Here is a 13,446-nt window from a genome sequence, read left to right as displayed (position 1 = left end):
CACTTATTTCATCGTCCGCAGCCGCAAGGCGTTGGAAATAACCGACACCGAACTCAGACTCATGGCCAACGCTGCAATAAGCGGCGATAACAACCAGCCGGTCCATGGGTACAAAACACCGGCAGCGATGGGGATTCCACACGCGTTGTAGATAAAGGCAAAGCCCAGGTTTTGCTTCATGTTCTTGATCGTCAGATCAGACAAAAGCCGGGCTTGTTGAATACCACGCAGATCGCCTTTGACCAGGGTGACGGAGGCGCTATTCATGGCCACGTCGGTGCCGGTCCCCATCGCCACGCCGATATCGGCTTTTGCCAAGGCGGGCGCGTCATTGATGCCATCGCCCGCCATGGCAACGATCTTGCCTTCATGCTGGTATTTTTCCACCAAGGCGTACTTATCGGCCGGAGTCACCTCCCCGTGCACAATTTCAATGCCCAGCTTTTTACCAACGGCCAGCGCGGTCGTCACCGCATCGCCGGTCGCCATAATGGTCTGGATACCCAGATGACGCAGCGTTTCAAGAGCTTGTGCCGTCGAACCCTTGATGGGATCGGTAACGGATAAAATCCCTGCCAAAGTGTGATCGACGGCCAAATACATCACGCTTGCGCCTTCGGCGCGCAGGGATTCGGCCTGTGGCTTCAGTGCAGAAACCTCCACTTTCTCGCGACTCATCAGCAAGGTGTTGCCCAGCAAGAGCTGTTTTCCTGTCACCTGCCCCTGGGCGCCCATGCCGGTGACCGAATCGAAGTTTTCAACCGGATGCAGCGCCAGCCCTTCACCCTTGGCTTTTTGAACAATGGCTTGCGCCAAGGGATGTTCGCTACCCTGATCCAGGCTGGCTGCGAGCAACAGCACCTCTTGCTCGGTAAAACCGGGGGCCACCATAATTTGGTCAAAGCGCGGACGGCCTTCGGTCAGGGTGCCGGTTTTATCGACAATCAAGGTATTGATCTTATGAAAGTTCTCAATAGCGGCGGCATCTTTGAATAAAATGCCCTGCGTGGCCGCCCTGCCTGTGGCGACCATAATCGTCATGGGGGTCGCCAAACCCAGGGCACAGGGGCACGCAATGATCAAGACCGCCACCGCATTGATCAGGCCATAAACCCAGCCTTGCGTGCCCCCAAAAAATCCCCAGGCAAAGAACGTCGCTACAGCGGCCGCTACAACGGCCATCACAAAGTAGCCGGCAACCGAGTCGGCCATACGCTGCATGGGGGCTCTGGACCGTTGGGCTTGCGCGACCATCGCCACGATTTGCGACAACACCGTATCGGCGCCGATTTTGTCGGCACGCATCACCAGGGCGCCGGTGGTATTTTGCGTCGCGCCTATCAACTTGTCTTGTGCACGTTTGGTGACGGGTACGGGTTCGCCCGTCAGCATCGATTCGTCGATGGCGCTACTGCCTTCCAGTACCAGGCCATCCACAGGCACTTTTTCACCCGGGCGCACACGCAATTTGTCGCCCACGTGGACATGCGCCAGGGGAATGTCCTCTTCAGAACCATCAGGGTTGATGCGTCGGGCTGTTTTGGGAGCCAGGCCCATCAAGGATTTAATCGCCTGGGATGTTTGTGAACGTGCTTTGAGCTCCAGCATTTGTCCAAACAAGGTCAAGGAAATAATGGCGGCGGCGGCCTCGAAATAGACCGACACCCGCCCCATGTCGAAAAATGCGGCCGGAAATACCTGCGGAGCCACGGTCGCGACTACGCTGTAGGCATAAGCCGCGCCTGTCCCCAGGCTGATCAACGTCCACATATTGGGGCTCATGTTTCGAATGGATTGCGCGCCCCGAACAAAGAACGGCCACCCAGCCCACAACACAACAGGAGTCGTCAGAATCAATTCGATCCAGCTTTGGGTCTCACCTTCGAACCCGTGGACAAAGTGCATCGACATGGCCAGGCCCACGACAATAATCGTTAGCGGCAAGGACCACCAAAAACGCCGCCTGAAATCTTTGAGTTCCGGATTTTCGTCTTCCTCAAGAGTCGGGAGTTCGGCTTCCAGCGACATCCCGCAAATAGGGCAATGGCCGGGATGATCTTGGCGGATTTGCGGATGCATGGGGCAGGTGTACATGGCGCCGGCTATCGCCCCCGCGCTTGGCTGCGCACCGTGATCATGGTGGTGATGCTCGGGCTGGCTATGCGCGCCAGGCGCATGATGATGTCCCGCGTCGGCGTCACGAGCCGATCCGCTCGCCAGATCGTCCTTGGGGACGAGAAACATATGGCATATAGGGCAACTCCCCGGGCCGTGCTCCGCGATTTCAGGATGCATGGGGCAGGTGTAAATTGACTCCCTGTCGCTGGCCTGACCGCTGCCTTCTGAGACCTCTCCGACCTGCTTAGTCTGATGATTGTGTTCCATACGTCTTCCCTTGCTCCGTCAGTTTCTTGAGGCGTGCTTTATTTGAGCTTGTTGGTACTTTAAACCTTGACAAAATAGGAAGGTCAATGGCTTTGACACACTTTTTACGGTAAATCTACGGCTTGCCTTGCTGTAATGAATCTACAAGGGTCGGGTGATCTTGTCTACAACCACGAACACGGTTTAGGTCTTCATAATTTCGCTTGACCTTCCCATTGCAGGAAGGCTTAAAGTGTCTCTGCGAATGCGCGTGTATGCGCCAATCTACAGGCACCCTGAAATGACTAAAAAGAGTATGAAAGCCCGAACGGGTCAGTGGCTGACCATCATGGCACACGCTGTGGCCGTCATGACGTTCACGTACGGTTCCCTGCAGCCGGCCAACGCGGCTAACCAACCCCTGGCCAAGGTCCAGTTGATGCATGTTCACGGCCTCTCGTATAGTGCGGACGGCACCAAGATATTCATCCCAAGCCACAGGGGATTGGCCATTTACGGCCAGGGGCATTGGTCCACGGCAGATGGGGCCCCTCACGACTTCATGGGCTTTTCGGCGACACGCGACGCACTCTATAGCAGCGGCCATCCGGCGCCGGGAACAAACCTAGTCAATCCGTTTGGCTTGATCAAAAGCTCAGATGGGGGACACACCTGGAAAAAACTCGGCTTCGAAGGGCAGTCCGATTTTCATATTATGGCCGCGAGCTACGGCACGAACACGGTCTATGTGCTCAATGAAAGCCCGAATGACCGGATGACGAAGTCGGGCATTTATGTCACCCAAACAGATGGAGCGCAATGGACCACGGCAGAGGGCAAGGGCCTGACGGGTTCGATCAACACCCTGGCCGCTCACCCCACTAATCCCAAGGTGCTGGCCGCCGGTACGGACAAAGGTTTGTATATTTCCGAGGATGGCGCTAATCATTTTCAGTTATCACAGAGCGGTGAGCAAGTCCTGGCGATAGGGTTTGATCTGGATGGCTCTCATCTCTGGTACAGCCACTATGCCGGTAAGCCCGCCTTGACACGTATAAACTGGCAAAACAGCAAAGAAACACAGAACATTCCATTGCCTCCCATGACGAACGACGCGGTTGCTTATATTGCTCAAAACCCGATTACGCAAAGCCAAATAGCCATAGCCACCTTCGAGCGTAGCGTCTATCTTTCTGAAGACCTGGGGCAAACCTGGAAGCAAATTGCCAAGAATGGGCAAACATTATGAAGACCTGGTCGTTGCCATAGCCGCTAATCAAAGGAATGATCATGCTAGTGAATAAATGGTCGATATTCGATATCCTCCTGATTATTTTTGCCGTCATAGGCCTCATTGCCGTACTGGCCTTCGCCGGGATGTGGATAATGCACGGCAGCATGATGCACGGCATCGGTAGCTGCTACGCCGGCATGAAGGGTATGTTCGGGCGTTAAAGGTATCAGGCACACACGATGGAGATACGTTGAACACCTCATTCCTGCTGGCCGTTGTGACGGCCCTTGGGGCGGGCATACTGCTGAACCTGACGCCCTGTGTGTTGCCCGCAGTTCCGATCAAAGTTCGTACGATCTTGCATGCTGCAGGCGGGAGTGTGCGCTCACGCTGGATCGCAGCCGTGTTGTTTACGGCGGGCTCCGTGCTGTTTTTCGCCGCCCTCGGGCTGGCTACGGCTCTGCTGGGTTGGCGATGGGGCGTACTATTTCAATCGCGGGTATTCACGATCTTTCTAGTCGTTATGCTGACTTTGCTGGCTGCTGCGAATTTTCTTGGCAAAGGCTTACCCGTTCCCAGTTTTGCGGTGTCGATGCGAGGGTCTCATTTCGTCGAGCCGTTCTTATCGGGATTATTAGGCGCCCTGCTCTCCACACCCTGCACCGGGCCCTTGCTGGGCGGCCTTCTGGCTTTTGCCGTGACGCTACCGCCCGCAAGCATCGTGATCATTTTCATTGCGATAGGCGTTGGACTCGCCTTACCTTACCTAATCTTGATTGCCCGGCCTGGGTTACTTGCGCGTTTCCCACGATCGGGAGCATGGACCGAAATCGTGCGCAAGAGTTTCGGCTGGATCCTGTTGGGAGCCGCTTTGTTTTTCTCGCAAAGCCTCGTGCCCTCTCCTTGGACGCTGCCGCTATGGCTGGTATTTGCTCTGGCATTGCTCGGCTGGTGCGTGATCGAATTCAGGCGCACCCATCAGATCGCCACTCGGATCGCGATTTCACTGGTCGGCAGCGTGGTCGCCGTGGCGGCCGTTCTGGGTGCGGGATTCATGCCGGCATCGGCCAATCGGCTCGAATGGCACACGCTTGCGCCGGCCGATGCCGGGCGGCTGACGGCTTTGGGCCGCCCTGTGCTGCTCGAATTCACGGCCGATTGGTGCATCAATTGCAAAGTGTTGGAAAAAACGGTCTATGACAGCGCCAGCGTCGTGCATGCCGTAAACGCCAACCATATGGCCACCTTGCGCGTCGACCTGACCTATTCTCAACCGGTGCTGGAACGCCTGCTGGTCAGCTACGGCGGGGTTGGCCTGCCCTTTGCCGTGGTGCTTGATGCGAACGGAGGCGTTGTGCAGCGATTTTCCGGATTATTTACCAGCCAATCGCTGATTAATGCCTTGAACAAGCTCTCACAAAAAACATGGTGATGCCTTGAAATTAAGCAAAAAGTATATCGTTGGAATCGTTATTATTGGCGCTGTGTTAGCAGGTGCCGCCATCGTGGCATGGCGCTACGCTGAACGTGGTGTTCTACCGAGCAATGCGATTGCTCCCCTGGGAAATAGCCAAGGCAGCATCCTGGCCGACTCGTCTCGCTCCGTCAGCGTGTCGGCGCGCATGAATAACAAAGAGGTGGAGGTCGTCCTGCATATTAAAAAAGGCTGGCATGTCAATGCCAACCCGGCCACGCTGGATGATCTGATTCCGACCACCATTACCGTATTGAATCAAAAGCGTCCACTAGAAGCGGTTGCTCATTACCCAGCGGGACATGACAGCGGCATCGCCATCGACGGCAAAACGATATTGGTTTATGAAGACATGACGCGCATTCCCGTAAGCCTGACTCAAACCGAAGTGCCCACTCGAGTGATGGTGAAAGTTCAAGCCTGTAACGATCAGGGGATCTGCTTGCCGCCTGCCGAGGTGGCAACGGATATCGTTGCTTCAGCCTCTTCATCCACATCGAACTGAGAAAGACCTGTTGGGCCTAGAACAATGTTAGCGCAATTATTGGCGTAATTCTGTCGGCCATACAGAACAAACGTTTGGTCGGCAGGCGCTGAATATGAAAACAAGAGCACGGGTTACAAAATGAAGACAGCCAATTCAAAAAAGTTGGAGGCGCCAATCAGGCTCGATGGCCCCGCCACGCAATGGGGTACGCCCAGCTTGTGATTAAGCAGATAGGCCAGGCCGGAATTAAAAAACACCTGGATCAGAATCGGGGCCGCCAGCAACGCAATAATCAGCGGCTGCACGATAATGGCCTTGCCTTGAAACGCAAAGAGTAAAACAAGGGTTAGCAGCAAGGCCGCAATGGAATAGGGGCCGAGGTTTGAGACGGTTCGCTCGAAGGCGGCTTGACCCTTGGCCAAGAGCGCCTTCGCCAGTTGGATGGTGTGGTGCTAGGCGACAGTGGTCGTGCACCCTTTGGTACGGTTGGAATCTATCTCCGAGATGACCGCGCCCGGGGGCCTGCCAATGCCTTCATGCTATCGACCGAATTCGCACATGCCCATCCGGTGCCCGACCATAGCCTGCACTTGACCCTGCCCGAGCCCTTATGTAGCGAAGCCATTGCCGCCGGCTGGACGGAGCCGCATCCGCTGGCGGGTTACCCAACGGTGTCGGCCCTCATTGTCCTTCTGTATGCCCCTCGGGATGCTGAAGAACTCACGGTTGCCTGCGATCTCGTCACTGCATCGTGGGCCTATGCCAGTGGTCACAAGGCGGTGCAGCAAAAGCAAGAATGGTGAGCCGCTTCCCAGTTTTTCTTCCCAGAGTCCAGGCCGCGTTCCAGGTCAGAGATATTCTGACCGTCCTATGTTTATTTTGCTTAGGCGGCGAGAAGTTTCTTTACGGCTGAAACAAAGCCCGGCTTGAAAATAGTCCTGGAACGATCGGTGCCGTCAATTGGCATTACGACACGCCCAAGCTTTTGTTCAACCCAACCCTCTTGATGCCACAGATCTGGAGATATTGCATGAGCAAGCGCTTCCGTCTCCAGTTGGTTTAGCTCCGCCGGCTTAAGCACCTGGACCGTGATACCGGTTTCTTTTTCGGCCCTTGACTCCAAGACAGAAGCCGAAGAACGTCGGTCTATTATTACGGTGGATTGGGCTTTGAGAATATTAAGCTCGGCGCGTAAGGAATTACGTTCTTTCACCAATTTCTCCACGATAATGCGAATGGCTGGATCAGGAATATTTTGCGATAAACGTAAGTCGTCGGAAGTCCGCTTAATCTCTCGCAAATCAGGCTCTATCGGCCCAACATAGGCCTGCCAAGCCTCAATGAGCTTACGATAATCCGATGATTGGGCATTCCAGAGCGACTTTGCCTTAAGGCCTCCCTGCAACTCAATTGCTTGCCCTATGCTCTTTAGTGAAAAATCCTTGTTACCGATTTTGTTGCTATCGAAGCAGATTTGGTGAATGAGCGCCAGATTGCGTTTCTTTGTGGGATGGACACTGACTGTCAATATCGCTTCGAGTACCTCATCGGGGTGCACATTCGTTTTTTGATACATTCAACCCTCCAGCCTGGGAATAAACTTTACGCTCGAGCCTACAGACATCTCCTGTGTCTGGACGGTTCTGAGCAGAGCACTAACATCCACTCCAAGATGTTCCGTTAGAGACTTGCCGGCATCGATCAGTGATATGACTTGATAGCGACCCAGCGCTGGATTCTCGCGGTTCATTTGAATTGCCAACTGGCGTAGAAAAGCATTTCCGATCAGCTTTTGCTCTTCTTCGGAAAGCAGTAGGAATGTTGGTGGCAACTGTTCGCGTCTAAGCGCAGCATCGAGAAGTTGGCTGCGCCTCAAGACGGCTTTCCCGGGCTCTAGATCCGGATAAATTTCGGCTCCCTCGCAGATGCCTGATAACTGCAACAGCTCGGAATCGGTCTCTTCGACCGCAACCTGGATATCCATTATGGTTCCCGCAGCGACAAGAGCAGTACCCTCGAGGTCGGTCAGAGCAACTCGGCAACGCTCTATGAGTTTGGTAATTGCAGATACAGTCATAATGAGCTCATCAAAGCGCTGAATAGCCTGCTCTCGAACCCGCCCTGCCTCAAGGTATTCCCGTTGGCGCGTAAATATTTGTCCGCTCGATAAGGCCTCGGCACGCAGCTCCTCAAACACCTGATACTTTTCTTCGGCCGAGATGACCACCGCGCGAGCTTCGTTGCAGTGATACATCGCATTGTTCCAGCGAGCTGCTAATTGCGGGAGGAAGCTAGGTCGAGTGACAAACCATCGGCAACGCGGACAATTACGAGCCCCGCCAGGCACGGGGTTATAGCGAGGTACCGACTCACTGCCAATATTTGGTCCCCCATTGTGACAACCCGCACTATCTACCTCAGAGATGTTTCCGCCGGCTAGGCAAAGACCGTCTATCATCACCATCCACCCGGCCGGCACTCGCTGCTCTGGGATGATGGATACGGCGGCGCTCAATGACGCTGGACTATTGGTGATGGCCTCCTTCACCAATAGTGTGTATTCGGTATTGGCCATCCAGTCCAAAATGGATTCATCTGCTGATTCGTTCAAGCGCTCCAATCCGGTTTGGATTGCCTGCTGGGTCTGCTTCGCCCCAGGCTTTGTATAGTAAAGCGTCATTACTAACCGACTGTGACCGGCGATTTTTTGAAGGATCACAAGAGGTACTTCCCCGTCAAGAGCTAAGGCCGTAATGAGTGAAACCCGAAGGCCATGTAAGGCGAACAAGGTTGTCATGTTCGACCTAGTTGCCCTCTTGCGCTCTGGAATTAACCGAATTATTCCTCCGCCAGGCAGTCTTTCTCCCCGTGACCACAAGCGCTGTTCAAGCTCATATAGACACCAATACCATGGGGCATTGAGTGCTGTTTGCGTGAGCGGTAAATTGGGCGACTCCTTGTTTTCCGGCGTTCGGAATAAGAAGGCCGTATCGGGATAACTTGCCAGCTGTACTTCAGACTTCACGGGCAAATGGCGCCCATCGAGCTCGGTCCAGCGGGTTAAGCGCTGAAGAGGATTGTACTTTTCCTGCCATGCGCGCAGCTTTTCAAGCCAATAATAAGGGTCCTGGTGTAATTTCCCCCCGGTAACCCATGGAACGTTGTATCCCTTTTGGTTTCCATCCTTGCCAATGTCGGCTGTTTTGTTCGTGTTTATATGCAGAAGAACTGTGGAGTTCACATCAGACAACTCGCTCGGTTTTAGGAAGACGCCATTAGTGCATGGCCGAGCTTCAGTACCTTTGGCCAGTAACCCGGTGTTTACGCTCCAACTCCCTTTTTCCCAGCGCCAAGTATCTGCTTCGCCGGAATCTAGCATCCGGACCTGAAATGTCCGCAGCGGCAACTGTAATTTAACCAGCAATGCTACCCAGCGTACCGGGCTCCACATTTCTAGAACGGTCTTGAACTCTTTACGGCGGTCAGGACGCGCTTCGATAACCTTGATCCGTTCACGCCAAACGCAATCCGGATCTGAATGATCGATGATGTGTTGATCTACCTCGAACCAAATAGGCGCTATCTTTTCCCCCTCGTCTTCAGACTCCTTTAGCCGCTTCTTTTTGGTTGGTGTTCCTAACGCATTCTGCGCCCACTTCCAGTCCCCAAAATTGGGACCTTGAGCGATCAATTGCCGAAGCTCTTCAATGTACCCATAGGGCAAAGTCGTCCGGACACTTTCAGGGTGCCGAGCAATCCCGCTGCGGCTCAGATGTTGAAGTGGATTTCTGAACGCAGAGGAAGTATTTAGGCGGCCGAAATCGTCTTCTTCACAAAACTCCGGAGTACTTAGTACCCACTCAACAAAAAAATAGGCTGTATTGTTAACTAAGACTGAGGCATGGGTCCTTTTGGCCCCCCACATTGACTGGTAAAAATCGGGGTAGTGGTTGCTAGCCAAAAGAAATTCCGCAGGAATGGCGGACAACTGATGTTTCTGCACAAATCCCAGGAGCGCATTGATCCCTTGAATAGCATGTTGAACGCCGGCCTCTATCCCGTTGGCCCATTGACTTGCTAACTGCCGCCATTGTTCGTACTGTGGGCACTCATCCCGGATCCAGGAGAAATTTTTATCGCTCAGCTTGGTTACGCCTACTGTTCGCTGTGCTTGTCGACGGCGATGGAGCTCCTTCTTCGATGTAGGCTTAGGGGGAACCGGCTCAGGGTTTGATATCAGCATGCTGATGTTGGCCAGCGACCACACTTTACCGGTTTTGGTCTTTTGCCCACGCTGATTTAGGATATTGGCAATTTCCAGAAAGGTAAATCCGGCTTCTCGGTATGCAACGCATTCATTTGCGAGTTGCTTACGAATATCGTCAAAGCGTATGTTATTGACCGGCGTGGCGTCCGTGATATCCGCTAGTGCCTTTTGAGCCACGAGCTCTGCCTCTATCGATTCCATGCCTGACCTTGCATAACGCCAACGGATTCAGAATCAATAACAGCGAACTTAGTCCTAGAGCTGTCACCCATCGCGTTTAGGCGGCTAATGGCCGCCGCCAAATATTCGCGACACTCTTCTTGGTCGGCTTGGGTGTATACCTCTTGGCTTGCTAAATCGGTATGGTGCATAAATCGACGAATCATTTCTTTGGGAATTCCAGCACGACGCAATCTCTGGGCATAGGCATGTCGGTGCCCATGGATGCTGGTGCCCAATCGCTTGGATGATACTAGACCAATACGCTCCAGAGCAGCAGTGTGACTGACCTCAAACTTTCCCATCTTATAGATTCCGCCTTTGGGTGCTCGGCCGACATTCATAAAGGCATAGGGGTGCGCGCGACTCGCCGGGTCAATCTGCCTGACTTGTTCAATGTATTTATGCCAGATATCCCAGAACAAGTGGGCGAACTCAGGAATAAACCAATAGGCCTGCTTATAGTAGCCACCAAACTGAGTCTCATGCATACCACCTTTCCAACCGGCCCCCTCGGTGCCTAGCGCCCAGTCACGAGGTGTCAGCCCATACATTTCCGCCAAATACTCGGCTCGATTGCCTTTGCGCCGTACCCCAGTAGCATCATTCCACCTGGAATCATTGGGCGCCGCACCCCAGGCAGGATGATGAATGAGGATCAATGCACTTCCAGGGCACTTCGGATCTTCAGTCACATCCCATAGATAAAGATGAAATGGTTCAGACACTCGAAAGCCTGCACCATTCATCAGAAGCGTTATGAGCATATCCCTATAGTTGTACTTGCCTGCAACCTTGAATCCTTTGAATAAGAGATCCATCACACGGTCTTCGGGGAACGCCGGCGGATTCTCTTTCTCCACTGCTGGAGTTCTATGCCACTTCGTTGACAACGGCATGCCCGGCTTACGGCTAGTCTCTTGAAAGCTGGACCAGGTGTGCCCTAAAAACGCCTGGTTGCGTCGGTATTCATAAGCGGCTTGGGCTACTAAATAGTCATAGCTGCTGTTTCGCCAGAGTGCGGTCGGATTGGGTCTTGTGGGATGTTTGCTGCACCACCAAGAAAAGAAATCAGTGAGATTGCAGATGATGCGATTCGATGCCTTGGGCCCGCGGGGCCTCCACCATAAGCCACTTGGATCTGAACCGGCTGTGTGATCGATCGAGCCTGTCAAAAGTCGTTGACGAAAATTCTGGAAAGTATCTTGGCCATCAACGCCATCTGAATGGGCGTCCAAATACTCCAGGAATAATCTTACGGCTTGAACTACCTTGATCATCCATTGAGGGCTACGAATATCCCAATGAGCCACAAAATAATCGACCAGGGATCCTAATGAGCCATTCGGGGTAAGTAGCACAGGTATCTCGTAGAAGACACCCGTTTCATCCGTGTAAACCCGGGCTTTCACGACGGTAGACTCAAACACCAGCACCCCCCGGTATTTGCTTAACAACTGTTGAATGAAACGGATCCCTGACGCGCTCCGCTTGCCTGCTGTCGTGCCTCGCCTTCGGCGAGTCAACGCCACCCTCTATGATGCCTCCGGCGGTCCTGCGGAGCCGGTTAGATAGAAGGGATGTGGGCTTGATTAGTGTGCACTCCACAGACTCACCATGACGTTGTATGGAGTATGGAAGTATGAAGGGATAAACTCAATAGTCAAGAAGTCTTCAATCTGCCTATACATAAGACACTGATCGAATTTCACAGCCCTTGGTTCAGTTTTAGCATCCAACTATGGATATAAAATAAGGGGGAATAACCAACGACGAGCGTTTCGCTTTAGCCGCCTAGTGCGGTAAGCCGCTGCACTGATTTGTCTTTGGGTCAGGTAGGGTAAAACCTACAGCAGCGTCATTTACAAAGAATCGGGCTTGGCTGGGTCACTCAGCCACGACTTAAAATAATGTGAATCGCCAAGGAAGGGCCTGTCGGTTGGCATGATCCAAGGTTAAAACTAAAGTGAACCGAATAAGCATGTAGAACTGCCTGCAGAGGGCTTGCGGACGGGGGTTCAATTCCCCCCGACTCCACCACTTAATACCACGCTGCACTATGCAGCGCTAGACTGGGACCAAAGCGATTTGGTCCCTTTTTAGTGTCTGGTGGTGTGGCAGTTCGCACGGGATTCGCACCGATGTTCCCGCGGTACGTGCGCATCGAAAACCCGAGCACCAATATTGCTGTGGTTCCGGGCTGTAATTTGCCGTTTTGTCATCGCGGACCGCAGTTTGGCAGCCACAAGGGCTGCCACTACATGAACGTGCACGTGAATATGTAGCGACAGGCCTCGTGCCTGTCATCTGCGCAGGTCATCTACCAGGGCTACGGCTCAACTTGCACTCGTTGGCGCGGCCCGAATCGTTGTCGCGACTCGAATGGCCGAAGCCAATGGCTCAGCCAGGAATCCACAGTTCATATAGAGCAAAGAGGCCCCGGGAATTCGGACGAGGGTATAATTCCCGGCACCTGATCGACACATGGTGCATCTGATCAATCAAGGAGGTCGACCCATGCACAACAAGGCCAACAAAAAGCCGCTCGAGCCGCATGGGAGATGCACAGGGACGCCCGAACGTCTATGAGCTCGCTGCATTTCACGCCACCTGACACGGGGCTTACGAAAGACGCCGGCGACACGTCCGACAAGGAAGCCATAGTCGAATTCCGGGGAGTATGGAAACGCTTTGGCGAACTGGATGTACTAAAAGATATCAATCTGTCCGTCAGACGAGGCGAAGTGGTCGTGATTATCGGCCCCTCCGGAGCGGGCAAATCCACCCTGTGCCGAACCATCAACAGGCTTGAGACCATTGACAAGGGTTCAATACTCGTCGACGGTAAACCTCAGCCGATCGAGGGAAAAGAGTTATACGAGTTCCGCGCCGGGATTGGAATGGTCTTTCAATCCTTCAATTTGTTTTCACACAAATCAATTCTGGAAAACGTGACGCTGGCGCCACGCAAGATTCGCGGGCGGGACAAGGCCTCGGCGCAGGCCGACGCGTACCGTCTACTGGACATGGTCGGAATCCGCTCGAAGGCGAACTCAATGCCGGCGCAACTCTCGGGAGGGCAACGCCAGCGCGCGGCCATCGCTCGCGCCCTCGCGATGGATCCCAAGGTCATCCTTTTCGACGAACCGACATCGGCGCTAGACCCGGAATCGACTCAGGAGGTTCTGGCAACCATGCAGCAATTGGCCAGGCAGGGAACCACCATGATCGTCGTCACGCACGAAATGTCATTTGCCAAGTCGTGCGCCGATCGGGTGGTCTTCATGGCGGATGGAGCGATTGTCGAGACGGCAAACCCGGAAACCTTCTTCAGTGCACCAGAGAGCGAGCGTGCTCGCAGCTTTCTCGCCTCCGTGCGTTGAAAGGGTCTGGTTTCTCCG

General features: G+C 53.8%; 10 protein-coding genes, 1 other RNA gene and 1 pseudogene. 7 read left to right on the top strand and 5 right to left on the bottom strand.

Annotation, left to right across the window (positions count from 1 at the left end):
• Positions 1 to 3: 3 nt before the first annotated feature.
• Positions 4 to 2,385 carry a copper-transporting P-type ATPase gene (locus tag EDC26_RS10960; protein ID WP_132582484.1) on the bottom strand — a complete coding sequence of 794 codons (2,382 nt, stop codon included), beginning with the start codon at positions 2,383 to 2,385 and terminating at the stop codon, positions 4 to 6.
• 280 nt (positions 2,386 to 2,665) lie between these two features.
• On the opposite strand from EDC26_RS10960, the gene EDC26_RS10955 reads away from it, so the two are divergent.
• From EDC26_RS10955 to EDC26_RS10945, 4 genes are read left to right on the top strand one after another with little or no spacing between them, the layout of a single operon-like run.
• A complete protein-coding gene (locus EDC26_RS10955; RefSeq protein WP_243700877.1) occupies positions 2,666 to 3,613 on the top strand; it encodes a F510_1955 family glycosylhydrolase in 948 nt (315 codons plus the stop codon).
• A gap of 41 nt (positions 3,614 to 3,654) precedes the next feature.
• Positions 3,655 to 3,819 (top strand): hypothetical protein, encoded by a 165-nt coding sequence (locus tag EDC26_RS20145; protein ID WP_165930997.1) that lies wholly within the window; start codon positions 3,655 to 3,657, stop codon positions 3,817 to 3,819.
• Positions 3,820 to 3,848: 29 nt separating this feature from the next.
• Positions 3,849 to 5,030, top strand: coding sequence for a protein-disulfide reductase DsbD family protein (locus EDC26_RS10950; RefSeq protein ID WP_132582482.1), 1,182 nt, complete (start codon positions 3,849 to 3,851; stop codon positions 5,028 to 5,030).
• A 4-nt stretch (positions 5,031 to 5,034) separates the two neighbouring features.
• On the top strand, positions 5,035 to 5,577 hold the full coding sequence (locus EDC26_RS10945; protein ID WP_132582480.1) for a protein-disulfide reductase DsbD domain-containing protein: 543 nt from the start codon (positions 5,035 to 5,037) through the stop codon (positions 5,575 to 5,577).
• A gap of 125 nt (positions 5,578 to 5,702) precedes the next feature.
• On the opposite strand, the pseudogene EDC26_RS10940 reads toward EDC26_RS10945, so the two are convergent.
• Positions 5,703 to 5,996: pseudogene (locus tag EDC26_RS10940) on the bottom strand (arsenic resistance protein); the annotation flags it as partial.
• A gap of 99 nt (positions 5,997 to 6,095) precedes the next feature.
• Here EDC26_RS10940 and EDC26_RS10935 point away from each other — a divergent pair.
• Entirely contained in the window at positions 6,096 to 6,362 is a 267-nt protein-coding gene (locus EDC26_RS10935; RefSeq protein WP_132582478.1) for a luciferase domain-containing protein, read from the top strand.
• 80 nt (positions 6,363 to 6,442) lie between these two features.
• Here the strand turns inward: EDC26_RS10935 and gmtX are convergent, their stop codons facing one another.
• From gmtX to gmtY, 3 genes are read right to left on the bottom strand one after another with little or no spacing between them, the layout of a single operon-like run.
• Positions 6,443 to 7,135: a gamma-mobile-trio protein GmtX gene (gmtX, locus tag EDC26_RS10930; RefSeq protein ID WP_132582476.1), complete on the bottom strand. Its 693-nt coding sequence runs from the start codon at positions 7,133 to 7,135 to the stop codon at positions 6,443 to 6,445.
• Positions 7,136 to 10,027, bottom strand: a complete 2,892-nt coding sequence (gene gmtZ / locus EDC26_RS10925) for a gamma-mobile-trio integrase GmtZ (protein ID WP_207915100.1) — start codon at positions 10,025 to 10,027, stop codon at positions 7,136 to 7,138.
• Positions 10,015 to 11,475, bottom strand: a complete 1,461-nt coding sequence (gmtY, locus tag EDC26_RS10920) for a gamma-mobile-trio recombinase GmtY (RefSeq protein ID WP_132582474.1) — start codon at positions 11,473 to 11,475, stop codon at positions 10,015 to 10,017. The genes gmtZ and gmtY overlap by 13 nt, the downstream gene beginning before the upstream one ends.
• Before the next feature lie 271 nt (positions 11,476 to 11,746).
• On the opposite strand from gmtY, the gene ssrA reads away from it, so the two are divergent.
• Both ssrA and EDC26_RS10910 read left to right on the top strand, forming a co-directional pair.
• Positions 11,747 to 12,085, top strand: a transfer-messenger RNA (tmRNA) gene (gene ssrA, locus EDC26_RS10915).
• 620 nt (positions 12,086 to 12,705) lie between these two features.
• Entirely contained in the window at positions 12,706 to 13,428 is a 723-nt protein-coding gene (locus tag EDC26_RS10910; protein WP_243700887.1) for an amino acid ABC transporter ATP-binding protein, read from the top strand.
• The last annotated feature ends 18 nt before the right edge of the window (positions 13,429 to 13,446 follow it).

Origin of the sequence: Paralcaligenes ureilyticus (assembly GCF_004346225.1) — a bacterium.
In the GTDB taxonomy this organism is placed as follows: Bacteria; Pseudomonadota; Gammaproteobacteria; order Burkholderiales; family Burkholderiaceae_B; genus Paralcaligenes; species Paralcaligenes ureilyticus.
This window is presented reverse-complemented; position numbering and strand designations above follow the sequence as displayed.

Excerpts from the sequence above, each read along its gene's own strand:
- gmtX (WP_132582476.1), bottom strand. The coding sequence starts at position 7,135 with ATGTATCAAAAAACGAATGTGCACCCCGATGAGGTACTCGAAGCGATA.
- gmtZ (WP_207915100.1), bottom strand. The coding sequence starts at position 10,027 with ATGGAATCGATAGAGGCAGAGCTCGTGGCTCAAAAGGCACTAGCGGAT.
- EDC26_RS10955 (WP_243700877.1), top strand. The coding sequence starts at position 2,666 with ATGACTAAAAAGAGTATGAAAGCCCGAACGGGTCAGTGGCTGACCATC.
- EDC26_RS10935 (WP_132582478.1), top strand. The coding sequence starts at position 6,096 with ATGCTATCGACCGAATTCGCACATGCCCATCCGGTGCCCGACCATAGC.
- EDC26_RS10960 (WP_132582484.1), bottom strand. The coding sequence starts at position 2,385 with ATGGAACACAATCATCAGACTAAGCAGGTCGGAGAGGTCTCAGAAGGC.
- EDC26_RS20145 (WP_165930997.1), top strand. The coding sequence starts at position 3,655 with ATGCTAGTGAATAAATGGTCGATATTCGATATCCTCCTGATTATTTTT.